This window comes from Pseudofulvimonas gallinarii (assembly GCF_004343305.1).
In the GTDB taxonomy this organism is placed as follows: Bacteria; Pseudomonadota; Gammaproteobacteria; order Xanthomonadales; family UBA2363; genus Pseudofulvimonas; species Pseudofulvimonas gallinarii.
On the sequence record NZ_SMAF01000002.1, the window covers coordinates 19180 to 43876 of the forward strand.

Annotated in this window: 21 protein-coding genes; 9 read left to right on the top strand and 12 right to left on the bottom strand. The window is 67.7% G+C overall.

Features of this window, described 5'->3' with window-relative positions; all coding sequences use genetic code 11:
• Positions 1–96 precede the first annotated feature (96 nt).
• Positions 97–1362 (bottom strand): sialidase family protein, encoded by a 1266-nt coding sequence (locus EDC25_RS01760; protein ID WP_132577182.1) that lies wholly within the window; start codon positions 1360–1362, stop codon positions 97–99.
• A gap of 223 nt (positions 1363–1585) precedes the next feature.
• Between EDC25_RS01760 and EDC25_RS14975 the strand changes: the two genes are divergently transcribed.
• Entirely contained in the window at positions 1586–1834 is a 249-nt protein-coding gene (locus tag EDC25_RS14975) for an EF-hand domain-containing protein (RefSeq protein WP_240639573.1), read from the top strand.
• A 37-nt stretch (positions 1835–1871) separates the two neighbouring features.
• Here the strand turns inward: EDC25_RS14975 and EDC25_RS01770 are convergent, their stop codons facing one another.
• The gene (locus EDC25_RS01770; protein WP_123520976.1) at positions 1872–2408 is read right to left on the bottom strand and encodes a hypothetical protein; all 537 of its coding nucleotides are present in this window, start codon (positions 2406–2408) and stop codon (positions 1872–1874) included.
• Between the two features lie 194 nt (positions 2409–2602).
• On the opposite strand from EDC25_RS01770, the gene EDC25_RS14625 reads away from it, so the two are divergent.
• Together EDC25_RS14625 and EDC25_RS01775 are read left to right on the top strand one after the other, a co-directional pair.
• A complete protein-coding gene (locus EDC25_RS14625) occupies positions 2603–2770 on the top strand; it encodes a hypothetical protein (protein ID WP_164483898.1) in 168 nt (55 codons plus the stop codon).
• Positions 2771–2896: 126 nt separating this feature from the next.
• The gene (locus tag EDC25_RS01775) at positions 2897–4954 is read left to right on the top strand and encodes a M13 family metallopeptidase (RefSeq protein WP_123520975.1); all 2058 of its coding nucleotides are present in this window, start codon (positions 2897–2899) and stop codon (positions 4952–4954) included.
• 3 nt (positions 4955–4957) lie between these two features.
• Here the strand turns inward: EDC25_RS01775 and EDC25_RS01780 are convergent, their stop codons facing one another.
• Entirely contained in the window at positions 4958–5638 is a 681-nt protein-coding gene (locus EDC25_RS01780; RefSeq protein WP_123520998.1) for a rhomboid family intramembrane serine protease, read from the bottom strand.
• Positions 5639–5659: 21 nt separating this feature from the next.
• Positions 5660–6016 (bottom strand): MGMT family protein, encoded by a 357-nt coding sequence (locus tag EDC25_RS01785; RefSeq protein WP_123520974.1) that lies wholly within the window; start codon positions 6014–6016, stop codon positions 5660–5662.
• Between the two features lie 205 nt (positions 6017–6221).
• Here EDC25_RS01785 and EDC25_RS01790 point away from each other — a divergent pair, with 205 nt between their 5' ends.
• The 4 genes from EDC25_RS01790 (at position 6222) to EDC25_RS01805 (ending at position 10682) form a co-directional block, all read left to right on the top strand.
• Entirely contained in the window at positions 6222–6632 is a 411-nt protein-coding gene (locus tag EDC25_RS01790; protein WP_123520973.1) for a hypothetical protein, read from the top strand.
• A gap of 416 nt (positions 6633–7048) precedes the next feature.
• Entirely contained in the window at positions 7049–7726 is a 678-nt protein-coding gene (locus tag EDC25_RS01795; protein ID WP_123520972.1) for a TIGR00153 family protein, read from the top strand.
• 43 nt (positions 7727–7769) lie between these two features.
• Complete coding sequence (locus tag EDC25_RS01800) at positions 7770–9017, top strand: inorganic phosphate transporter (protein ID WP_123520971.1); 1248 nt, start codon at positions 7770–7772, stop codon at positions 9015–9017.
• 228 nt (positions 9018–9245) lie between these two features.
• Positions 9246–10682: an aldehyde dehydrogenase family protein gene (locus EDC25_RS01805; protein WP_123520970.1), complete on the top strand. Its 1437-nt coding sequence runs from the start codon at positions 9246–9248 to the stop codon at positions 10680–10682.
• Between the two features lie 43 nt (positions 10683–10725).
• On the opposite strand, the gene EDC25_RS01810 is transcribed toward EDC25_RS01805, so the two are convergent.
• From EDC25_RS01810 to EDC25_RS01820, 3 genes are all read right to left on the bottom strand, one after another.
• Entirely contained in the window at positions 10726–13272 is a 2547-nt protein-coding gene (locus tag EDC25_RS01810) for an Ig-like domain-containing protein (protein ID WP_123520969.1), read from the bottom strand.
• 131 nt (positions 13273–13403) lie between these two features.
• Positions 13404–15170: an SLC13 family permease gene (locus tag EDC25_RS01815; RefSeq protein ID WP_123520968.1), complete on the bottom strand. Its 1767-nt coding sequence runs from the start codon at positions 15168–15170 to the stop codon at positions 13404–13406.
• Positions 15171–15191: 21 nt separating this feature from the next.
• Positions 15192–16586 (bottom strand): FAD-binding oxidoreductase, encoded by a 1395-nt coding sequence (locus tag EDC25_RS01820; protein ID WP_132577183.1) that lies wholly within the window; start codon positions 16584–16586, stop codon positions 15192–15194.
• A gap of 109 nt (positions 16587–16695) precedes the next feature.
• Here EDC25_RS01820 and serA point away from each other — a divergent pair, with 109 nt between their 5' ends.
• Both serA and EDC25_RS01830 read left to right on the top strand, forming a co-directional pair.
• Positions 16696–17931 carry a phosphoglycerate dehydrogenase gene (gene serA, locus EDC25_RS01825; RefSeq protein WP_123520967.1) on the top strand — a complete coding sequence of 412 codons (1236 nt, stop codon included), beginning with the start codon at positions 16696–16698 and terminating at the stop codon, positions 17929–17931.
• 1069 nt (positions 17932–19000) lie between these two features.
• Positions 19001–19516 carry a hypothetical protein gene (locus tag EDC25_RS01830; protein WP_123520966.1) on the top strand — a complete coding sequence of 172 codons (516 nt, stop codon included), beginning with the start codon at positions 19001–19003 and terminating at the stop codon, positions 19514–19516.
• Between the two features lie 325 nt (positions 19517–19841).
• On the opposite strand, the gene EDC25_RS01835 is transcribed toward EDC25_RS01830, so the two are convergent.
• The 5 genes from EDC25_RS01835 to EDC25_RS01855 form a co-directional block, all read right to left on the bottom strand.
• Positions 19842–20744: a phosphoglycerate mutase gene (locus tag EDC25_RS01835; RefSeq protein ID WP_132577184.1), complete on the bottom strand. Its 903-nt coding sequence runs from the start codon at positions 20742–20744 to the stop codon at positions 19842–19844.
• A gap of 148 nt (positions 20745–20892) precedes the next feature.
• Positions 20893–21495 (bottom strand): response regulator transcription factor, encoded by a 603-nt coding sequence (locus EDC25_RS01840; RefSeq protein WP_123520964.1) that lies wholly within the window; start codon positions 21493–21495, stop codon positions 20893–20895.
• The gene (locus EDC25_RS01845) at positions 21492–22667 is read right to left on the bottom strand and encodes a sensor histidine kinase (RefSeq protein WP_123520963.1); all 1176 of its coding nucleotides are present in this window, start codon (positions 22665–22667) and stop codon (positions 21492–21494) included. Before EDC25_RS01845 ends, EDC25_RS01840 begins: the two co-directional genes overlap by 4 nt.
• A gap of 19 nt (positions 22668–22686) precedes the next feature.
• Entirely contained in the window at positions 22687–23484 is a 798-nt protein-coding gene (locus EDC25_RS01850; RefSeq protein ID WP_240639572.1) for an ABC transporter permease, read from the bottom strand.
• The gene (locus EDC25_RS01855; RefSeq protein WP_123520962.1) at positions 23481–24371 is read right to left on the bottom strand and encodes an ABC transporter ATP-binding protein; all 891 of its coding nucleotides are present in this window, start codon (positions 24369–24371) and stop codon (positions 23481–23483) included. Before EDC25_RS01855 ends, EDC25_RS01850 begins: the two co-directional genes overlap by 4 nt.
• Positions 24372–24697 lie beyond the last annotated feature (326 nt).

Consider the following 24697-nt stretch of genomic DNA (forward strand, 5'->3'; position numbering starts at 1 on the left):
GGCTGCCGGATGTCGCCGGGACGATACCGCGCCCTTCAACCGCTCTGCCAGCCAGGCATCCTTCGAGTGAAGAATTTTCCCGCCTGTGCCGGCGCGTCAGGGCGACTCCTGCGCTTCAGATCCATCCGCAGGCACGCGCAGCGTCGCCACGCGGACCTGGGGTTGCCCGCCGACCGCTTCGGTCCAGGACAGCATTCCGCCCTGTCCTCCCACCGCCATACGCGGGAAGCCGGCAAGTTGTGACGCCTTGCGCCGTGCGACATCGCATTGCGACAGGACCTCGCCATGCCGGCCGTGCAGGCTCAGCCTGAGGATCGCGTCGCCACCGTCGGTGTCGATGCGCGACAGCAGCGCACGACCGTCGTCGAACACGGCCAGGTGCAGGCGGCCCAGCGTGTCGCCAACGACCACATCGACGGCTTCGGACCAGCTGGCGCCCGCATCGCTGCTTCGACGCAGGCGCACGGCCGGCGTGCCACCCGCCTCGCTGTAGGCGGCCGCCACGGCATGGCGGCCACGCGCGGCCAACGCAGGGCCGTTCACCGGACAACCGGCGATCCGCCAGCCCTCGGCGAACAGCGGCTGCGCCGGCAACCAGCGGCGACCGTCGTGGCGACGCAGATGGATATCGCGGACTTCGTCGTCGCTGCGGTCGCGGTACACCACGAGCGTCGAGGTACCGGCGCGCGCCGCCGCGGTCTGGCAGCAGTCGCAGACGCGGTCATCGAGCAGTTCGCCGCCGATGACGCCATCGCGTGAAAGGCGAGCCACGCGCAGCGTCATCGCGCCGCCGGCGGCGCCGTGGCCGTGCGCATGTCCGCCCTCACCGGCCCGGCTTTCCGCCACCACCGTTTCCCGACCATCAAGCCATGTCGCCCAGGCACCATCCTCACCCGCCGGCACCCAGGCCACGAAGCCGTGCTCCGAAGCCGTGCCATCGTCGTGCAGCGTAACCGGCGCCGACCAGCTTTCGCCCCGGTCCTGCGAACGCGTCGTCCGGATGTCGTAGCTGTATCGCCCCGCCCCGGTCCGCTCCAGCCAGTGTGCGATCCAGTCGCCATTGTCGAGGACCTGCAGCGACGGGAAGTCGGCCCCGTTGAGGAACCAGCCGCTGCCGCGGGCGATTTCTCCGGATGCCCGGTTGCGACCTTCCGGCGACAGATGCCGGAAGCGCAATGCGGCCTCGTTGCCACCCAGCCGCGACTGCCAGGTCAACACGAAGCCGTCATCCATTCGCGCCAGGGAGGATTCAGCGCCCTGCAGGCCCGGATCGGCATCAAGCACGGCGACTTCGACCAGCGGACATGCCGGCAGCGGCGCCGCAAGGCAGAGCGCCAGCACGGTGTGTAGGATGCGGGACATGACAGCGATCATAGACGCGAACCCTGCTGGACACGCCTGCGGGCATCAACCCGTGCATCCGCCCGCGCACGGCCTGTCGACCGTCGCAATGGATCACCACAATCCCCGGACAGGTTCACCCAGGCCGGCTGCCGCCCCGCTGCTCGCAGCCGTAGCGCTCCTGGCGGGTTTCGTCGCCGCGACGTCGGCATCCGACCTGCCTGGCACGCCGGACGACTACGTCATGCGAATGGATCTGGATGGTGACAACCGCGTCTCGCTGGCCGAGTTCCGCGATTACATGAGTCGCGGTTTCCGCAGTCGCGACCTCGATGGCAACGGGATACTGCAGGGCGCAGAACTGCCCGACCCGGGCGCACGCCCTCTGCGACTGGCCGATCATCTGGAACGGCTGGCGGAAGCCTTCGCGCGCCAGGACCGCAATGGCGATGGCTGGCTCGATGCCGCCGAACTGGCGGCACCGCCGCGCTGACCGGCACCCGCCCGGCCGCAGGCGCAAACAGCGGGTATCAGCGCGCGATCAGGTTGGCGCGATACTGGGCCAGCGCATCCGCACCGCGCGCGGTGTCCACCACCTGGAAACTGCGCTCCAGGTGCGACAGGAACTCCTGTTCGGTGCGTGCCCGTTCCAGTCGCATCGCCAGCAGGTCGGCGTCCGCGCCCATCACCTCGCGCAACAGGTCGGTGGCGCGCGACTGGATGCGGCGCCAGTCGCCGACGATGGCGGCCCCGGCGGGCGCAGCGCGATCGGCGGCCGCCGGTCTGGCCGGGCTGCGCGGCACCGGCGTGGCGACTTCGGCGCCGACCGCAGGCGCGACAGGTTCACCGACGGGTTCGATCAGCCCGGCGTCGAGGAACTTCTCGATGGCCGCATCCATTTCCTCCGGCGAACCCCCGGCGAAGCGGGCGCGGAGCTGGGCGACATCCAGCTCACCGTTGATGGAAATCAGCAGGGCGCGTTGCCTGGGCGTCAGTCCATGGCTGCGTTTGGCCAGCGCTTCGCGGCCGACCTCGGTCTTCACCAGAACGGTGGATGTAACGATCATTGCCAAGCCTCCCCTCAACCTGAATGATTAACGCAAGGCAGGCGTGGTGACAAGTGCGTTGGCCACCCGGCAAGTGCAGCACGACGATTGTTTGCAATTGTGACGCGATCTGCATCACAGCCTCTGCGCGCTCGAGTGCCCGCCGCGCCCGCCTGTGGGAAGATGCCCGCCGCCCCATCAACGAGGATGCCTTCATGCTGACGCCCCCGACCTGGCCCGCCCTGATCGTCTCGCTGCTGCTCGCGGCGGCGGCCGTGCTGTCCGTCTTCGTGACGATTCCGCTGCTCAGCGTCAACGCCTTCTGGTGCCTGCTGGCCGCGTTCGGAACCCTGCTGGTCGGCGTGTTCTCGAAAACGCTTTGACCTGCGTGGCCGCCCGTCCGGCGCAGAACGCCGACAGGGCATGACCTAAGACACTGTCACCATGCCGGCCGCGGCGGGAGCCTTGGCCGGCCTGTCGTTTTTTCTCCCAGATACCGAGGATTTTCCATGCGTCGCTTCCCGCGCCTTCGCCCGCTGGTGTTCGCCATCGGGCTTGCCGCCTCCACCACTGTGTTCGCCTACAGCAACGAGCGCGGCATCGACCCGCGCAATTTCGACACCAGTGCGGATGCCTGCCAGGACTTCTACCAGTACGCCAACGGCGGCTGGCTGGCGACCAATCCGGTGCCGGCCGACCGCAGCCTGTGGGGCCTGTTCGACGAGCTGCAGGAACGCAGCCGCAACGTGCAGCACGAGATCCTGCAGGAAGCGGCCTCGGCGCGCGCTGCCAAGGGTTCGGTCCGCCAGCAGCTGGGCGACTTCTGGGCCTCCGGCATGGACGAGCGCGCCATCGAGCGTGCCGGCTTCGAGCCGATCAAGGGCGACCTGGAACGGATCGCCGCCCTGTCTTCCGGCCAGGACGTCGTCGCCTACGTGCGCGAAACCGCCGCCACCGGCAGCAGCCACCTGTATGGCGTGGCGGTGCTCGGCGACATGAAGAACTCCGAAATGACCATGGCCTACGTGATGGGCACCGGCCTGGGCCTGCCGGACCGCGACTACTACACGCGCACCGACGATGATTCGCGCGCCAAGCAGGACGCCTATCGCGCCCACATCGCGCGCGTGCTGCAGCTGGTCGGCGTGCCGGAGGACAAGGCCACCGAACAGGCGGGCCAGGTCTATGACATCGAAGACCGCCTCGCCCGCGTGTCGATGACGCGACTGCAGCGTCGCGATGCCGGCAACTACTACCGCCCGCTCGACATCGACGCGCTGGAATCGCTGTCGCCCAGCCTGGGCTGGCGCGAATACCTCGCGGCGCAGGGCCTCGACCATGTCGAGAAGGTGTCCTATGCCAGCCCGGGCTACTTCGCCGAGCTGGAGTTCATGCTCAAGGAAGTGCCGGTCGAGCACTGGCGCGCCTACCTGGCGTTCCATACCGCCGACGACGCTGCGCCGTACCTGGCGAAGGCGTTCGTCGATGCACACTTCGATTTCTACAACCGCACCCTGCGCGGCCAGAACGAACAGCGTCCGCGCTGGCAGCGCGTGCTGGACACCATTTCCGCATCCATGGGCGAAGCGGTCGGCCAGCTCTACGTCGAGCGCACCTTCCCGCCGGAAGCCAAGGCCAAGGCGCTGGAGCTGGTGAACAACCTGCAGGCCGCGCTGAAGGTGCGCCTGCAGGAACTGGAATGGATGGGCGAGGAAACCAAGGCGCAGGCGCTGGAGAAGTTCGCCAGCTTCACGCCGAAGATCGGCTATCCGGACAGCTGGCGCGACTACGCCTCGCTGGAGATCGGTCGCGGCCATTACTACGACAACGTGCGCGCCGCATCCGCGTTCGAACACCGTCGCCAGATGTCCAAGGCCGGCCAGCCGGTGGACAAGGGCGAATGGGGCATGCCGCCGCAGCAGGTCAATGCCTACTACAACCCGCAGCGCAACGAGATCGCCTTCCCGGCCGCCATCCTGCAGCCGCCGTACTTCGATCCCGAGGCCGACAACGCCGTGAACTACGGCGCCATCGGCGGCGTGATCGGCCACGAGCTGCTGCACGGTTTCGACGACCAAGGCAGCAAGTTCGACGCCAACGGCAACTACCGCATGTGGTGGACCGCCGAAGATCGCGCGCGTTTCGAGGAACGCACCGGCAGGCTGGTGCAGCAGGCCAGCAACTACGTCGCCCTGCGCAACTTCCAGGACGGCAGCACGGCGAACCTGACCGTCGATGGTGCATTGACGCTGGGCGAGAACATCGCCGACCTCGGCGGCCTGACCGTCGCCTACGCGGCGATGCAGCGGGCGAACGGCGGCCAGGAACCGGCGCCGATCGACGGCCTCAGCGCCGACCAGCGCTTCTTCCTGTCGTGGGCGCAGGTGTGGCGCCGCAACTACCGCGAGGAAGAACTGAAGCTGCGCCTCAGCACCGACGTGCATGCGCCGGCCAAGTTCCGTGTCAACGGCCCGCTGTCCAACCTTGACGCCTTCCAGGCCGCCTTCAGCTGCAAGGCCGGCGATCCGATGGTCGCGCCGGCCGAGACCCGCGTGCACATCTGGTAAGCCTCAGTCCTCCGGCCGCGTCGGCATCCGCCGCGCGGCCGGAACCTGGCCGGGCTGCCACCAGTTCCGCGCCACCAGCACGTACAACAGCAATCCCGCAAGCAGCCCGCCCAGATGCGCGAAGTGGGCGATGCCGGGCATCAGGCCGGTGATGCCCATCACCGTGCTTGCCATTGCGAACAGCGTGACCAGCAGCCATGCCGGCATCGGCACGGGCGGAATCAGCAACAGCACCTTGTGGCGTGGAAACAGCAGCGCGAAGGCGGCGAGGATGCCGAAAGCCCCGCCGGATGCGCCCAGCGTGACGCTCACTTCATTGCCGGTGGGAACACCGATCCACCACGCCTGCATCAGGCCACCGCCGACCACGCAGGCCAGGAAGAACACCAGGTAGCGCGTGCCACCCCATGCCAGCTCCAGCAGGCTGCCGAACATGTACAGCGCCAGTCCGTTCATCAGCAGGTGCGCGGCCCCGCCGTGCAGGAAGCCATGCGTGAGGTACTGCCAGGTCTCGAACTGCGCGAATATCGGCACGCCATCGACGAAGCCGACGCGGATCGGCCCGACATCCGGCCACAGGCCGAACCAGGCCAGCATCTGTTCCGGCCACAGCTGCTGCAGTCCGAAGACGATCGCCATCACGACGAGCAGGGCCTGGGAGACAACGGGACGCGGTGGGTGCATGTCGGTTTCCATGGAAAGGGATCAGGGTCGCCAGAGCAGCTCGTCCAGCGACATCGCCGCAGCGGCAAGGCGGACGCGGCCGGTCGCCGAGACTTCGACGCCTTCGCTGCGCAGGCGATTGCACTGCTCGCGGAACCCGAGGCTGTCGGCCGGGAAAGCGATGCGGCCGTCCGAACGCAGCACCCGGTGCCAGGGCAACGGCATGGCGTCGGGCACGGCACGCAGCGCCTGTGCGACCAGCCGCGCGCGCCGCGGCAGGCCCGCGCGCCGGGCCACTTCGCCGTAGCTGAGCACCGTGCCGGCCGGAATCGCCGCGATCACCGCCCAGATACGGGGAAACGTCGCAGGAACGGCAGACCGGGAAGAGTCGTCGCCCATGTTTTCAGCTCGGGAAAGAGGCCGGGTTCATTGACCCGAGTGTAACGGCGCCGCGGAAACGCGGGCCGCGCCACCCTGATACCGGCCCGGCCCCTGCAGGCCGGATCCGCGATGCGGCCGAGCGCCGATGGCACAGGGCGCCCTGATCGGGCGTATGGGCCCTTCGGACAATGATGGCTACACTGGCCGCACGAGGAGATCCGCCATGAAGACGTTCGAAGACATCCGCGCTCACTGCCAGAGTCGCTGGTCGCTCAAGGACGATGATCCCTACCTGATCAGTTTCGACCTGCCGGTCGCCGACGGCGTGCGCAGCCAGAGCCTGTTCCTCTCGGAGCTGGAGATCGAGGACGGCCGCCGCTGCGTGCGCGTGTCCGCGCCGGTCGCACCGCTGGCCGGCGCCGATCCGCTGCGCGCCCTGCGGTTCAACTGGGAACAGCGCGTGGGTTACCTGGCTGCCAACGACCTGGATGGCGTCGCCTACCTGCAACTCTGCGAGAACCGTCCCTACAACGCGCTCGATGCCGGCGAGCTGGACCGTGTGATCACCGAACTGGGCGCACTGGCCGATCGCATCGCGCAGGTCATCGCGGCCCGCCTGGCGGAAGCGCAATAACAGCGCGACCCGGCGACAGGGGCCGCGGGGTGCCGGGACGAAGCACGCCGCGACGTTGGCGGCGACCCGCCTGGCAGGGAGATCGCCGGCATTGAGCCCCACCTGACCGGCTGCAGCGCGCCGATCCTGCAGTGCGCTGGCGCGACCCCTCGCGGGTCGCGCAGCTCGCATGATCCGTCGATACCGGACACAGGGGGCGGCTGTCTGCGCCGCGCCGGAGCCGCGTTCCGGCGCCCGGGCCCTTCGATCTGTCCGCGCCCCGCCTGGATTGCGGCCGCCGCCGCGTCCGCCGCTGAAATCAATCCCTGACGGCGGTCGGTGTCTTTCAGTAACATTGCCCCCCTGTGAAAGACGAAAGGACGCCGGACGCGGTGTCCGTCCACCTTCGAAACGCCACCCGAACGGTCTTCCTCCCCATGGCAACCAGCCTGTTCTCCAGCCTCTTCGGGCGCTCGCCCGTCCAGCCGCTGAAAGCCCATATGGGCACCGCCGCCCAGGCCGCGCGCGAACTGCTGGGGTTCATCGATGCCGCGCTCGACGCCGACTGGGAACGGGCCGCTGCCGTACGCAAGCGGATCCAGGAGCTGGAGCACGAGGCCGACAAGCAGAAGGCCGACCTGCGCATCCGCCTGCCGAGCACCCTGCTGATGCCGGTGGACCGCGGCGACGTCCTCGACCTCGTCACCACCCAGGACAAGATCGCCAACCGCGCCAAGGACATCGCCGGCCTGATGTTCCATCGCAAGCTGCTGCCGCCGGCCGCGCTGGCCGACCAGTACCGCCTGCTGGCCCGTCGCAGCGTCGATGCCGTCATCCAGGCCGAGAAAAGCGTCGGCGAACTGGAAGACCTGTTCACCGTCGGCTTCCGCGGCAGCGAGGTCACGCTGGTCGAACGCATGATCACCGAACTGGACGCGATCGAGGACGAGACCGACCAGATCGCCTCCGAGCTGCGCACCGGCGTGTTCGCGATGGAAGAAACCCTTCCGCCGGTCAGCGTCATCTTCCTTTACAAGGCCATCGAATGGCTGGGCGACCTGGGCGACCAGTCGCATCGCGTCGGCGGCCTGCTGCAGCGCGTGATCGCCCGCTGATTCCGCAGCCCCGGTTTCCCTTCCCAACTTTTCCGGATCACACATGGACAGCATGACGCTGTACATCGCCCTGGCGGGCATCTTCGGCCTTTACATGGCCTGGGGCATCGGCGCCAACGACGTCGCCAATGCCATGGCAACCTCCACCGGTGCCAAGGCGATCTCGATGAAGCAGGCCTTCCTGATCGCCGCGATCTTCGAGTTCGCCGGCGCCGTGCTGGCCGGTGGCGAAGTCACCGCCACCATCCGCAGCGGCATCGTCGATGCCAGCGTGGTCGCGCATGATCCGCGCCTGCTCATCTGCGGCATGCTGTCGGCGCTGCTGGCGGGCGCGATCTGGCTGACCGTTGCCTCGCGCAACGGCTGGCCGGTATCCACCACGCATACGCTGGTCGGCGCCATCGTCGGCTTCTCCGCGGTCGGCCTCGGCCTGGATGCCGTGCACTGGGGCAAGGTCGGCTCGATCGCGATGAGCTGGGTGATATCGCCAATGGTGGCGGGCGCCCTCGCCTACCTGCTGTTCCGCACCGTGCAGTACCTGATCCTCGACGACGAGAACCCGCTCCGCCAGGCCAAGCGCTGGGTGCCGGTGTACATGTTCTTCGCCGCGTTCAACATCACGCTGATCACGATGCTGAAAGGGCTCAAGCATGTCGGCCTCGACATCAGCCTGCCGCTGACCTATGCCGGCGCCGTGGTGATCGGTCTGCTGGTGTCGCTCGGCGGCTGGGCGGTCATCCGCCGCATCAAGCCCGACCCCACCGCCGACCGCGCCAGCAACTACGCCACGGTGGAACGCGTGTTCGGCATGCTGATGATCGTGACGGCCTGCTCCATGGCCTTCGCACACGGTTCCAACGACGTCTCCAACGCGGTCGGTCCGGTCGCCGCGGTGATCTCCGTCGCCTCCACCGGCGAAGTGATGCAGAGCGCCGGCATTCCGCCGTGGGTGCTGCTGCTGGGTGGCGCCGGCATCGTCGTCGGCCTTGCCACCTATGGCCGCAAGGTCATGCAGACCGTCGGCGAAGGCATCACCGCGCTGACACCGAGCCGCGGCTTCGCCGCGGAAATGGCCGCCGCGGCAACGACGGTGATCGCCTCCGGCACCGGCATGCCGATCTCGACCACGCACACGCTGGTCGGCGCCGTGCTCGGCGTCGGCTTCGCGCGCGGCATCGCCGCCATCAACCTCGGCGTCGTCCGCAACATCTTCGTGTCCTGGATCATCACGTTGCCGATCGGCGCGACGCTGTCGATCATCATCTTCTTCATCTTCCGCGAAATCCTCTGACGCGGCCTGCGGCCGGCGCAGCGCGCATCCCGCCTGCGCCAGGGCCGCAGCCCCCGCTTCGGCCGGACCGGCGCTGGTCAGCCACAACGCGCCGTTCGAACAGGCGCCCCTTCTTCGCATACACCGCGCGTCTCCAGCCTGACCGCCGCCTGACGCGGCGGCGCGGCGCGCACACCTGCACGCAGCCTTGCGTGACAATGCCGGAAGACCGACTCCCGGAGCGCCGCCATGCTTGCAGAACGCTATCCGTTCTATCTCGCCAACCGGCCGGAAAAGCCGAACACCGATCTCGAGGTCACCGACAAGTTCACCGGCGAGGTCGCCACGCGCGTGGCGATGGCGTCGCCGGCGGACATCGACCGCGCCATCGCCGCCGCGGTGGAAGCCGAGCGGCCGATGCGGGAACTGCCCGCCTGGCGACGGCAGCAGGTGCTGGAACACTGCGTCACGCGCTTCCGTGAACGCGCCGAAGAACTGGCGCTGGCCTTGTGCATCGAGGCCGGCAAGCCGATCCGCGACGCCCGCGGCGAAGTCACCCGCCTGATCGAAACCTTCAAGATCGCCGCCGAAGAGGCAACGCGCATCGACGGCGAAGTGCCGACGCTGGCCATCGGCCAGCGCACGCAGGCCTATCGCGGATTCACGCGCCAGGTGCCGGTTGGCGCCTGCTCGTTCATCTCGCCCTTCAACTTCCCGCTCAACCTGGCCGCGCACAAGATCGCGCCGGCGATCGCCGCGGGCTGTCCCTTCGTGCTGAAGCCCGCCAGCCGCACGCCGATCGGCGCGCTGGTGATCGCCGAGGTGCTGGCCGAAACCGACCTGCCGGCCGGCGCCTTCTCGGTGTTGCCCTGCCATCGCGACGGCGCCGACCTGTTCACCACCGACCCGCGCCTCAAGCTGCTGTCGTTCACCGGCTCGCCGGACGTCGGCTGGGAACTCAAGACGCGCGCGGGCAAGAAGAAGGTCGTGCTCGAACTCGGCGGCAATGCCGCCTGCATCATCGACGCCGACCAGCGCGACCGCCTCGACTCCGTCATCGACCGGCTGGTGTTCGGCGCCTACTACCAGTCCGGCCAGAGCTGCATCAGCGTCCAGCGCATCCTCGCCCACCGCTCGCTGTACGAAGCGCTGCGCGAGCGCCTGGTTGCCGCCGTCGCGGCACTCAAGTCGGGCAATCCTCGCGACGAGGACACCTTCATCGGCCCGGTGATCGACAGCGGCGAAGCCGAACGCATCGCCGGCTGGATCGAGGAAGCGACCCAGGGTGGCGCGCGCATCCTGACGGGCGGCGAGCGCGACGGTGCCATGCTGCAGGCGACGCTGCTGGACAACGTGCCACGCGATGCCAGGCTGTATCGCGAGGAAGTGTTCGGCCCGGTCGCGATGATCGAGCCCTTCGACGACTTCGATTCAGCGCTGCACGAAGTGAACGACAGCCGCTACGGGCTGCAGGCCGGCGTGTTCACCGATTCCCTCGCGCACGCCATGAAAGCCTGGGACGAGCTGGATGTCGGCGGCGTCATCGTCGGCGACGTGCCGTCATGGCGCGTCGACAACATGCCCTATGGCGGCGTCAAGGATTCGGGCCTGGGTCGCGAAGGCGTGCGCTACGCCATCCGCGACATGACCGAAACCCGCCTGCTGGTGGTCCGCGACAAGTCCTGAAAAAAAATGGCGTGCGCGCGCCAGCCACGCGCACTCCGATGGCTCACGGCGTTTCGAAACCGTTGCGGAAAATCCACTCACCACCCACACCCACATACACCGTCGCCGGCACGAAGTGTCCCTGCCGGTCGGTGACCCAGTATCGGATACGGTCTTCGCCGCTGTAATCGGGATCCGGCCGGTAGCCGATGCGGCCGTCTTCCGTGACCCAGGCCAGCCCATACAGCGGCGGCACGAATCCGTCGATCTCCAGCGCGTCTCCATCCGGATCGCTGTCATTGGCGAGCACGTCGACGAGGGTCGTGCCGTTCACCGCCACCGACGCGACGTCGTCCGCCGCCGATGGCCGCTGGCTTGAAAGATCGAGGACGCCGCGCTGGAAGGCGTCGCGCCATGCGTGCCACGGATTGCCCAGCAGTGCCTCGACAGCCGGACCCAGGCGGACGATCAACCCGTACTTGCTGATGACACCGTCGGCGCGGCTGGTGAAGTACTGCGGCACGATCGCGTAGGGCACGCCGTCGGCGGTGCGGTAATAGCCATCGTTGGAGACGATGTGGATCATCACCGGCGGCGTGACGCCGGTCCATTCGGTGCCGGCCGGAATCGGCTGCTCACCGATGGCGTCCGTCTTGGTACCGGAAAACGGCATCGAAACACCCGCGGCGGTGCCCGAGTCGGTGTACTCCAGCATCTGGCCGTTGTTGATGTCGATGTCGAAGCGTCCCGGCACCAGGTCGGCTCCGGTCAGGATCCGGTCGAATTCCGGGTCCAGGTGTTCGTAATGCTGGGGTACGTTGTCGAAGGTCACGTCGATGGTGACGTACTGCTTCTTCGACACCGGATCGTTGGTCGTGAACTCCTTGCTGAGGATCACGCCGACAGGCACGTTGGCGATGTGGGCGCCATTCACCACCATGTCGGTGGCGTTGGTGCCGAACTCGATGCCGAAGGCGGGGGAGCGGAACGGTTCCGGGGTATTGCCAATGATGTCCACGCCCTGCAGCAGGTAATGCGAGGTGTACTCCATCGCCGCGCCGGCACGCACTTCCCAGGCCCGGAAGTCGGTGATGTGCGTGTGGATGTCATGGCCCTGGTTGGGGTTCGCCTTCACGACATACAGGCCGACCGTGCTGGCGAAAGCCTCGTTGTCGTGGAAATTGAGGATGGGCGGATGGTCCGGCGAGTTCTGCCGGTCACGGCGCAGCGCATCGCCCATCGGGAACAGCCGATACGGGAAGTGACGCACGCGCGTGCCGCGGTGCAGGTACACGTAACCCTGGTTGACGCTGGCCGCGACGTTGCCGACGTTGCGGACCATGCGACCCTGGAACCAGAAGCCGGCGCCGGTCCGGCCGATGTCGTAGGACTCGACATCGACGCCGTTCTTCGGATTGAAGGACGAGTTGCCCTTGGCCTTGATGGCGATGTTCCGCGTCCACGAGCCGATCTCGTCACCGGTCTCGGCGACGAAACCGGCACCGTGCGTGTCGTAGCTGGCGTTGTCGTGGAAGATCGCGTTGCTGGCGTGGTGCACGTATCCCCAGCCCGGGCTGTGGAACACCGAATTGCCGATCACGATGGCCGGCGGCTCGGCCGGATCCAGGCCGGTGAAGTGCAGGTGCATCGGATAACGCGTGCGGATGTTGCTGGTTGGCGTCAAGCCGGGCAGCTGGTCCGGATCGAAGCTCGGCACCGACTTGTCCGTCCGCCCCAGGTAGTGGAACTGCGCGTAGCGTACGTCGTAATCGGTGTGGTGCATCAGCATCACATGGCCACGGCGATGCACGGGCGCGGTTTCGCCGTTCTCGGTCTCGAAACGCACGTTGCGGCTGAAGTTCGCCACCGAGGCCTTGAGGTCCGGCCGCGGCGAACGGTGGTCGTGCTGCAGCGCCGGCGTGAAACCGACGGTCGCGCCATTGATCGAGGTGATGGTCAGCACCTCGTCCTGGGTGCCGAAATAGCGCACTGCGGAGATCGAGTTGTCCCACTTCCAGCCCGAGTAGCGCGTGCCGGCCAGCACCAGCGTGTCGCCCACCCGCCAGCCCTGCGGCGGTTCCGCCATCACCAGGCTGGTCTGGCCGGCCAGCGGATCGCTGGCGACCTTGCCGTGCACCGTCTTGCGCGCACCATGGATGTGCACGCGGCCGTGCGCCACCAGGCCGCGGCCGAGCAGGTCGGGATCCCAGCCGATGTCGATGTCGCTGCCGGACGTGAAGACGATGCGCACCTGCGCATCAGGGTCCACCGGCGTGGCGACGGTGCCGACCACCAGCTCGCCGGCCATGCCGACCTCGAAGGTGTCCACCTTCAGCGTGCTGGACTGCTGCGGACTGAAGGCCAGGCGACCATCGACCAGCAGGCCACGCAGGCGGGCGTCACCATGGCCCGCATAGGTCACGCTGCGGCCGGCGGGCACCAGCGCCACGGCGCCGTCTCCGGGAACCCCCGGCTGCCAGGTCGCCGGGTCGAACCAGTTGCCATCCGCCACCGCCGTATGGGTGACGTCACCCTGCCCGATGATGTGCATGCCCGCCAGAAGAGGCGCGGCAAACAGGAACAGACAGGCAAGAACCGTCAATCGCTTCATTCCGCACCCCCTGTGCGAAAGCGGAAACCGGCCCCGAGCATAGCGTCGGCCCGGCCTGTACCGGTACCTGCGGTGGCGAATCGAATCTCAGCAGAGGATCAGGATTCGATCAGCAGTGGCTCAATCACGTCTCAGAACGGCCAGAAGCGCGGGATCAGCAGGACGCCAAGGACCCAGAAGATCAGGTTCAGCGGCAGGCCGACCTTCACGAAATCCATGAAGCGGTATCCGCCGGCACTGTAGACCATGGTGTTGGTCTGGTAGCCCACGGGCGTGGTGAAGCTGGTCGATGCCGCGAAAGTGACGGCGATCAGGAACGGCGTCGCATCGACGCCCAGCATGGTCGCCGTGGACATACCCAGCGGCGTCAGCAGCACGGCGGCCGCCGCGTTGCTCATGAACTCGGTGAGCAGCAGGGCCAGCAGATAGAGGACCGCCAGGACCACCCACGGCCCGAACCCGGCCACCAGACCGAGCGTATTGTCCACCAGGAACGCGGCTGCACCCGTACCGGTCATGGCGATGCCCAAGGGCATCAGCGCCGCGAGCAGGATGATGATGCGCCAGTCCACGGATTCGTAGGCCTCGTCGGCATCGAGGCAGCCCGCCAGCACCATCGCCAGTGCGCCCATCAGCGAGGTGATGACGATCGGTGCCCAGCCCAGCGCCGCCACCGTGATCACCACCACCATGGTCGCCAGCGCAAACGGCGCGCGCCAGCCACGCGGTCGTTCCGCTTCGCGTTCGGTCAGCACGATCAGGTTGGGGTCCGCGCGCAGCGCCGGCATTTCACGCTCGGGCGTCAGCATCAGCAGGATGTCGCCGACGTCCAGGCTGACATCCTTGATCTTCTCGCGCAGGATCTGGCCGCGCCGGTGGATGGCCAGCACCGTGGCGTCGTGGTGCCAGCGCCGGTCCAGGGTCGCCAGGGTGCTGCCGACGACGCGTGAGGCCGGCGCCACCATCACTTCGGTGAGGACCTGGTCGACCTCGCGGAACTGCCTTGCCTTCAGCTTGAACTCCGGGTCGATCTCCAGGCCCGCCTTTTTCCTCAGCTCGTCCAGGCGGCTCCAGTCGCCGCGTGCCAGCAGGACGTCACCTTCCTGCAACACCTGGGCCCGGGGCGACCACACCTTCTGCTCGCCACGCAGCAGCTCGAGGACGAAGACGCCGAACTTCTCGCCCAGTTTCGATTCACCCACGCTGGTGCCGATCAGAGACGACTCCGACATGACCCGCAGCTCGGTGATGTACTTGCCCAGCTGGTAGTCCTCGACGAGGCCTTCGGAGCGGATCTCCGGCAGCAGCCAGCGGCCGACCGTCAGCAGGTAGAGACTGCCCGCCGCGAAACAGATCACCCCGAGCGAAGTGAACTCGAACAGGCCGAAGCCGGGATGCCCCAGATCCCGGGCGATCGAGTTCACGAGCAGATTGGTCGAGGTGCCGACCAGCGTGCAGACACCGGCCATCTGCGAGACGTAGGACAGCGGAATCAGCGCCTTCGACGGCGCCATGCCATTGGCTGCCGTTGCCGTCATGACGATGGGCAGGAACACGGCGACCACGGCGGTGTTGTTGACGAAGGGCGCCACCACGGCCAGGACGCCGAACAGGGTCAACAGGAACAGCGTCGGCGACTTCACGCGACTGAACAGCCAGCCGATGCCGGCCAGTGCGCCGCTGTTCTGCAGGCCCGCGGCGAGCACGAACATGGCTGCGACGGTGATGGTGGCATGGCTGCTGAAGCCGCTGACCGCCTCGTTGGTGCTGACCAGGCCCAGCAGCGCGAGGCTGCCCAGCACCAGCAGGGCCACCGCGTCCATGCGCAGCTTCTCGGTGGCGAACAGCACCACCGCGCCCAGGGCGATGGCCAGTACCAGGGCGATATCCAGGGTCATGCCTCGCCCTCCGGTCCGTTATCAGTCGAACAGCTTGCCGGGATTGAGGATACCCGCAGGATCGAGCGCGGCGCGTACCGCCCGCATCAGCGCGATCTCGGCGTCGCTGCGCGTGCCGGACAGATACGGCTTCTTGACCAGCCCGATGCCGTGCTCTGCGGAGATGCTGCCGCCGACGCGCACCAGCGCCTCCGACAGCGCCTTCGTCACCTGCTCGCAGCGGGCGATGAACGCGTCCTGCGCCATGCCGTCCGGCGCCAGCACGTTGATGTGCAGGTTGCCGTCGCCGATGTGGCCGAACCAGACCACGTCGAAACCTGGGTAGTCGCGCTCGAACAGGTCCTGCATCGCGTGCATGAAGGCCGGAATGGCACTGATGCGCACGGAAATGTCGTTCTTGTACGGCTTGCGCGGCGCCAGCGCTTCGGTGATGCCCTCGCGCAACCGCCACAGCGCAGCGGCCTGCGCCTGGCTCTGGGCGATCACGCCGTCGCTGACCCAGCCCTGCTCCAGGCACTGTTCGAACACCGCCAGCGCGGCGTTCTGGTCGTCGTCACTGGCGGCATCGAACTCGGTGACCACGTAGTACGGCGAGACTTCGGCAAATGGCGGCTGCGCTCCGTGGGCGACCACATGCGTGGCGCCGCGATCGTTGAGGAATTCGAAGGCCTGCAGGCGCAGATGGCTGCGGAAGGCACCGAACACGCGCATCAGCGCATCCAGTTCCGGCACCGCCAGCAGCATGACCTGCGACGGTGGCGGCGGATCGGTCAGGCGCAGCGTCGCCTCGACGATCACGCCCAGCGTGCCTTCCGAGCCGATGAACAGGTGGCGCAGGTCGTAGCCGCTGGCGTTCTTGACCAGTCCGCGGTTGAGTTCCAGCACCTCGCCTTGCGCCGTCACGACCTTCAGCCCGGCGACCCATTCGCGGGTATTGCCGTAACGGATCACCCGGATGCCGCCGGCATTGGTGGCGATGTTGCCGCCGATCGCACAGGAGCCGCGGGCGGCGAAATCCACCGGATACAGCAGGCCGTGGTCGGCAGCGGTGCGCTGCACGGCTTCCAGCGGCATGCCGGCCTGCACCGTCAGCAGTCGGTCCACCGGGTCGAAGTCCAGCGCCCTGTTCATGCGCTCCAGGCTCAGCACCAGCTCGCCTTTCGCGGCCACGGCGCCACCGGACAGGCCGGTTCGGCCACCCGAGGGCACCACGGCCACGCCATCGGCACAGGCCCAACGCAGCACCGCCTGGACGTCCTCGACCGAGGCCGGCAAGGCGACGGCCAGCGGTGCCGGCGTCCAGCGCCGCGTCCAGTCCCGTCCGTAATGTTCCAGGTCGGCGGGATCGGTCTTCAGCACCAGACCGGGCGCCAGCCGCGCCAGCCGCGCCAGCGCCTGCAAACGGTAATCGCTCATGTCGTGAGAACCGGCTGAAAACACGCAGCCTGCCAGTGCTGCGGTGCGGCATCAAGTACGCGCTTCTGGCATAGTGTCCGCCCCCGCTCCACTGCCGCCTGCACCCGTCATGGCAACGACCTCGTTTCCCAAGTCCGATATCCGCGTCCTGCTGCTGGAAGGCGTCAGCGCCAATGCGGTCGAGACCTTCCGGGCCGCCGGCTACGAATCGATCGACTACCACACCAAGTCACTGCCCGACGACGAGCTCAAGCAGCGCATCGCCGAGGCGCACATCATCGGCATCCGCTCGCGCACCCAGCTCAGCGCCGACGTGCTCGCGCATGCACGCCGCCTGATCGCGATCGGCTGCTTCTGCATCGGCACCAACCAGGTGGACCTGGCCGCCGCGCAGGCGGCCGGCATCCCGGTGTTCAACGCGCCCTACTCCAACACGCGCAGCGTCGCCGAGCTGGTGCTGGCCGAAGCCATCATGCTGATGCGCCGCATCCCGGAGAAGAACGCGCAATGCCACCGCGGCGGCTGGTCGAAGTCGGCCGCCGGCAGTTTCGAAGTGCGCGACAAGGTGCTCGGCGTGGTCGGTTACGGCCACATCGGCACACAGATCGGCCTGCTTGCCGAAGCGGTTGGCATGCGCGTGATCTTCCATGACGTGATCACCAAGCTGGCGCTCGGCAACGCGCGTCCCAGCGACGGCCTGGACGACCTGCTGGAGCGTGCTGACATCGTCACGCTGCACGTCCCGGAAACGCCGCAGACGCGCGACCTGATCGGCGCCGAACAACTCGCGCGCATGCGCAAGGGCTCAGTCCTGATCAATGCCTCGCGCGGCACGGTGGTGGATATCGACGCGCTCGCCGAGGCACTGCGCAGCGGCCACCTCGCCGGCGCCGCCATCGATGTGTTCCCGGTCGAACCGCAGGGCAACGACGATCCCTTCGTCTCGCCGCTGGCCGGCATGGACAACGTCATCCTGACACCGCATGTCGGTGGCAGCACCCTGGAAGCCCAGGACAACATCGGCCGCGAAGTCGCCGCCAAGCTGGTGCGCTACAGCGACAACGGCTCGACGCTGTCGGCGGTCAACTTCCCCGAGGTCAACCTGCCGGAACATCCGTCCAGCCGCCGCCTGCTGCACATCCACCGCAACCAGCCGGGCATCCTCTCGCAGATCAACGACGTGTTCTCAAAGGCCGGCGTCAACATCGACGGCCAGTACCTGCAGACCAATCCGACCATCGGCTACGTCGTGGTCGATGTCTCGGCCACCCGCGAGCAGGCGGACCAGCTCAAGGTCGCGCTGGCGGCGATCCCCGGCACCCTGCGCTGTCGCGCGTTGTACTGAGCTAACCGCCCATCGCATGCACACCGCGCCATCCAGGCGCGGCGCGGCACCTTCTCCGGAGCTCGGGCATCCGGACCTTGAAATGGAAATCCGGGCTGGTCGCTGATCATAACGATGACCACCAGTGGTCCGGCCCGCGAGCCGGACGGCGCAGCCCTTTGCCGCCAATCCTGCGGATCAGGATGCGGTGCAAAGTCAACCAACCCAATGATTCCTTTCACATTCGCCAGCCACCGGCGTGAAGGGGCTGAGTCTGTCATGCCCGCGCCGTCGCCGTGATAACGCATAACACTGCACGCTTGCCGGATAATCCAGGCGGCGTGCGGCAAGGCCGCGCGGCCAGCATCGTCGACGGGTATTGATTCCCTTGGGGATTTTGCGATTGACGCCTCCTGCCGAAGCCACTACAACAGGCGCTACACCCCGTTTCGGGGTCGAACATTAGTTAGGCGGCAGACCGTGTCTGAGACGTCGTGCCCAGTATGTGAGTCCGCCCTCGGTTTTGAGCCTTGGCCAGACGGCATCTCTTCGCACGAGATCTGTCCTTCCTGTGGAATTCACTTTGGGTACAACGACGCAAGGCCGGATCTGCGCCAGGCGGTCTATGCTGAGTGGCGGAATCAGTGGCATGCCTCTGGGCGTCGTCCGATCACGGGCGCTGAATGGCAACGCATCGCTACGCTGGTGATGCAGCGCGTCTTGGCAAAGGCCGAGGCAAATTCATGACGCACGATCTAGGGCATTGCCGCCTAACACCTCGTTCGAGCGGACGCGGGGACGATAAAGTGCCAAGCCCATACACCGGCGTGCGCGCCGCTCAACTCAACCGTTGGGCTTCTCTATCAACTGGTCGCAAATTGGGGCTCGGTCGCCGATTGGGTATCTGGCATCGGCTCACTATCGGCGGCGTCGATAGCCGGAGCTGTCTCCCAGCAAGTAGCGCGGCATGCGCTAACCAATCAGTCAAGCGGTTTGGGGCCGCACCCTGCATGTTCCCGATCTTGTAACATACCGGGCGCGGCCCGAATGCCGCTTGACTGCGGCGTTAGGTGCCAGGAGGCACCGCCCCATGATCGTGGAGAAAAGCAAGATCGTGCTCAAGGCCCACTGGTTTCTTCCGGTCGCCATGCTGGTGGTCGGAGGTGATCTCGTCCTGGCGCTGGCCGACTCGTGGTCGGATCCGGCGCTGCTTGAGGCCGGCCTGCTCTTTGATCTGGCAATCGTGCTGCCCGCACTCTACTGGTGGTGCTACAGGAAACGTGGCCGCGCTGCGCTTCTCAAGGCGGCTGCCCTGAGCTGCCTCGGCATCTGGGTCGCCGGTCATATCGTCCCGGACCAGCACCACGAGCTCATCAGCACGGTTGGCTTCGCTCGGTACGTCGGACTCGCCGTCCTGCTGGTCATCGAGCTCAAACTGGTCGTGGCCATTTATCGGGCAGCATTCTCAAGCAGCGGCGCCAACCCTCCCCTTTCGGCAGCCCAGGACGCCGGCATGCCTGAGTGGGCTGCTCGACTAATGGCTTGGGAGGCATCGCTGTTGCGTCGCGGCTGGGAGTTGGTGCGTCGGCTGGTAAGGCTTCGCTAGCACCTGACCGCGTGTAACAGTGCCGCGTGAATCGGTGGCAGGGACATTTCGCGCATTCCTCACAGCCCCGACTCCGTCATGCCCGCGAAGGCGGGCATCCAGTGAATGGTCGTGATGAGTCCGCACTCGATGCGCACCGGCCAATCCGGAAATGGCGACGTTCCCGCCACGCCACTGGACACCCGCCTGCGCGGGTGTGACGAGCGAGCACGGCGCGGTGAGCGCACGCGAGCCCGCTACCAGGGCGCGTGAAACGTGGCAGGGACATTTCGCGAGCCTGCCAATTGGGCTCGCTTTGTAGTGGCTGTCAGCGATGCTCGCGAGGTCAGCGGCGCCAGAAGCGCCAGCGGTGCCAGCGTTTGCGCAGCCAGCGGCCGGCGGGCGAACGCCATTCCAGTTCGGTAACGCGACCGCTGTCCCAGGCGTCGAGCAGCGACGGCAGTGGCGTCGCGTCGTTGCGCAGGTCGAACAGGAGGTGCCCATTGCGGTCCGCCGCCCCGGCGGCGTCGATAAGCGCGATGCCGGCCTGCTGGGCGAGTGCGCGCAGCAGCGGATCGGGCGTCGACACGGCTGACAGCGGGCTGTCGACCCGCCGTGGAAGGCGGCCGGCGCCGTGGAACCACAGGCCGTTGATCGCCGGCAGCTTCGCCTGTTCCCGGCGGCGATTGAGCGGATGCTGCGCCAGCACGATCTGTGCTTCCGAGAACAGCCGCCGCCAGCGCCGGCCGATGGGATCTTCCGGCCACAGCTCGAAGATGTCGCGACCGATGGCGTCGTCGGGCGGGGCCATCACCGGAAAATCCGGCACCGCGTTGCTGGCGAAGGCGCGCAGGTACCAACGTCCGGGCACGGGCGCACTCAGCTCGAAGCCCTCGTCGCCGAAGACGGGTGCCAGCGCCGCGACCAGCGCCTGCGCCTCATCGAGGTCCAGGCGCAGGGTCTGCGCGCCACAGCCCATCAGGCGCACGTTCGCCATCTCCGCGCGGAAATGCGCGGGATCGGCGCGCAGCCAGTGACGGTCCTCGGCATCGCCGGCGTCGATCTGTCGTGTCAGCGCTGCTTCCGGCCAGCCGGTAGGCGTGATCGCAAACAGGTCGTCGTACACCCGCGCGCCGCCGTCGGCCGCCGCCGGCCAGTGGTCGGCACGCGCCAGCACGGCGGCAATGCGCTGCGCCAATGCCGCATCGGGTTTCGACGGCGCCAGCACGATCAGTCGCGATCCGCTCATCGGATCCATCTCCTTGGGACAGCCTGGGCGAATGGTGGTCGGCGCGGGATTCGCCGGTCAACCACGGCGGGGGTGGCGGCGCGTCCTGCGGTGCTGAAGCCAGCCCTTCAGGCGCGCGAGCCGGTCACGGAGATGCGCACGGCAATGCCTACAGCCAGCCCTTCTGGTGCGCCAGCCGGTAGGCCTCGATGCGATTGCCGACGCCGAGCTTGCCGATCGCCTCGCTGAGGTAATTGCGCACGGTGCCGTGCGACAGGTTCAGCTGCTCGGCGATTTCCTGGGCGCCGAGTCCTTCGCCGGCCAGGCGCAACACCTGGCGCTCGCGATCGGTGAGCGGATCGGATTCACCCCACGCTTCGACTGCCAGCTCCGGATCGATGGCGCGGCCGCCGCGATGCACGGTGCGCAGCGCATCGGCCAGCCGTTCGGCGGGGGCATCCTTCAGCAGGTAGCCGCTGACACCGGCATCGAGCGCACGACGCAGGTAACCGGCGCGTCCGAAGGTGGTGACGATGACGACGCGTGTGGCAAGGCCGTGCCGCTGAACGCGTTGCGCCAGTTCCAGCCCGGTCAGGCCGGGCATTTCGATATCGGTGACCAGCAGGTCGGGTTTGAGGTCGCGCAGCAGCCGCCAGGCCTGTTCGCCATCGCTGGCTTCGCCGACCAGCTGCAGGTCGGTCTCCAGCCGCAGCAGCGCGGCCAGCGCGCCGCGCACCAGGCCCTGGTCTTCGGCAAGCACGAAACGGATCATGCCGCGCTCCGCCGCAGCGGCGTGACGTTGCCGCCGACCTCCTCGTCAGACGGCGGCAGCGGCAGGCGCACGACGATGCGCGTGCCCTCGCCTCGCGGAGAATGGACGGCCAGCGAGCCGCCCAGCGCCTCGATGCGTTCGGCCATGCCACGCAGCCCGTTGCCGGGTTCGCCGGCACCACCGCAACCGTCATCGACGACCGTCAGCAGGGCGACACCGTCTTCACAGCGCAGGCTGATCTCGACGGCGCGTGCACGCGCGTGGCGATGGATGTTGGTGACCGCCTCGCGCACGGCCAGTGCCAGCGCGGTTTCCTGCGCCGGCATGAGTTCCAGCCCGGTGAGACTGTAAGTCAGTCCGACGCCGGCACCGTCGAGCAGCAGCCGCGCGGACGCCAGTTCGGGCTTCAGTGCCGCGGCGCGGATGCCGGTGACGGCGCGGCGCACCTGCGCCAGCGCTTCGCGCGCGACGCGCTCGACCTCGCCGATTTCCACCTGCGCGGCCAGCGGATCGCGCTCCACCAGCCGGCGCGCCAGTTCCGACTTCAGCGCGACCAGCGACAGCGTATGGCCGAGCAGGTCATGCAGGTCGCGACCGATGCGTTCGCGCTCGGCGACCTGCGCCAGTCGCCGCACCTCGTCGACGGACAGGCGCAGCTCGGCGTCCTTGCGCATCTTCTGCATCATGTAGTAGTTGCCGACGCAGCTGGACGTGCCGACCAGCAGGGCGATGGCTGGCGACAGCCAGTGTCCGCCAAGCCACCAGGTCTGCAGCGCATACAGGCCGACCAGCAGCAGCAGCATGGCGATGGCGCGCGGCAGCGTGCGCGTCAGTCCGGGCAGGAAGCCGGCCGCATAGATGAGGTAGGCATTGCCGAACGGATTGAACGGCGTCAGCGCGAAGCCGATCCCGGCGATGGCCAGCACCGCCAGCAGCAACCGCAGGCCGGACTGCCGGAACGCGAGGAAATACACGACCAGGAACGGCGCCATCGACAGCCACGTGGCGGCGACGCCGGCCGGACCCAGCCAGCCCGCGAACATCGGCAGCAGCGTGAAGCTGAGGTAGCCCAGCCACAGGATCGGCGCCCAGCCCAGCCCGCTCGACGGCGGCACGAGCCGGTCCCGCCAGCGCAGCGCCAGCGTTTTCAGGGTGCGCAGGTTCAACGCCATCTGCTTCCGTTCCTGTTCCTTACAGCGGCCGGTTCAGCCGGCGAACCGCCAGCACGAAGAACACCGCGGTGACGGCCGCCAGCACGGCGACATGCCCGAGCAGTCCATCAGCCGGCGCCTGGCCGATCGCCATCAGTCCGATTCGGCCCAGATGATACGCCGGCCACAGCGGCGCGATGCCCTGCACGAAGGCCGGCAGCATCGCCAGCGGGAACCACAGTCCGGCCAGGAAACCCATCGGCAGGTAGATGACATTGACGATGGCCGGCGCCGAACGGCCGCTCGCCAGCGTGCCGATCCACAGGCCCAGCGCGCAGAACGGCAGCACGCCGAAGATGGCGACCACAGCCAGTCCGAGCCAGCCGGCGGCCGGCATGCGAACGCCGGCGGCGGTCACCGCGATCAGGCACATGACGACGTAGATCAGCGTCGCGAACAGCATCGCCATCGCCAGCTTGGACAGCAGGTAGATCACCGCCGGTGCCGGCACCACCCGCTTGATGCGCAGCCAGCCGGTCTCGCGATCCATCGCAACATTGACGCCGAAGCCGAACAGCGCCGGCCCCATGATGCCGAACACCGTATAGCTGGACAGCAGGTACGCGCCGGCCTGCCAGCTGCCGGAACGACCCATCGGCATCAGCACGGCGAACAGCACGTAGAACATCGGCGGGAACAGCAGCGTCGGCAGCGAGAACGACAAGGTGCGCAGCAGCGACAGGAATTCGTAGCGCACTTCCAGGCCAAGGCTGCGCCAGAACACGCCCGGCTGCCTTGCCCTGCCCTGTTCCATCGCGGTGAGTGTCGTCGTGTTCATGCCATCGTCTCCGTCAGTTCGATGAAACGTTCGGCCAGGCCGCCGCGGATGACTTCCAGATCGCTGACCGCCGGATCCTGTGCGAGCAGGCGGCGCAGGACGTCTTCGGCGTGGTCGCATTCCAGATCGACCAGACCGGACTGTTCGCGCACCTGCAGCACGCCCGGCCAGCTCGCCAGCAGGTCAGGCGCGAATGTCGTGCGGCAGCGGATGCGGCGCTGGCCGCTGCGCGCACGCAGCGCTTCGACGGCGCCTTCCTCGATCACGCGACCGCGGCCGATCACCGCAACGCGGTCGGCCAGCGCCTCGGCTTCCTCCAGGTAATGCGTGGTCAGCAGCACCGCGCAACCGGATGCCACCTGCGCGCGGATCACCTGCCAGAACGCCTGCCGCGACTGCACGTCCAGGCCGACCGTGGGTTCATCCAGGAACAGTACGGAGGGACGACCGACCAGCGCCAGCGCGAACTGCACGCGCCGCTGCTGGCCGCCGGACAGCTTGCCGTAGGCCCGCTGCAGCAGCCCGGTGATGCCGGCCAGCTCCGCGGCTTCGGCCACCGGCATCGCATCCGGGTAATAGCTGGCGAACAGGCGCAGCACCTCGTGCACGCGAAGCGCCTCGGGCACGCCGGCGCTCTGCAGCATGGCGCCGATATGCTGACGCGCGCCGAGGTCGCCGGGCGGGCGACCGAACACGCTGGCCTCGCCGGCATCGGGCTGGACCAGACCGAGCATGATCGACACCGCCGTCGTCTTGCCGGCGCCATTGCTTCCGAGCAGTGCCAGCACTTCACCGCGGCGCAGGCTCAGGTCCAGGGCGGCCAGCGCTTCGACCTCGCCGTAACGCTTGCGGATGCCCGCCAGGCTGACGATCACGTTTTCATCCATTGCATCCACCTCGCCGATAACAGGACGCAGTGTCCGGATCCGCGGGCGGGCGCGGCAGCGGCAAGGATCAGGCGGCGGTGGTGACAGCTGTCAGCCGCGCAGCCGGGCGCCTGTGCGGATCGGGCGTGCTGGCCTTGGCGGCCCGTGACCCTTGGTGGCGACCGCGGCCTGTGCGCCGTCTGGTCGATCGTCGAGTTGATAGATCGTTCGGCCCTTCGGCATTGCTCCGGACACCGAAATGTACCGACGCAGCCACGGCGCGAACCCGATACCCGGCCATTCGACATCCTCGCGCGATCTCCCGTACAGGCCGGCAAACCGCTGAT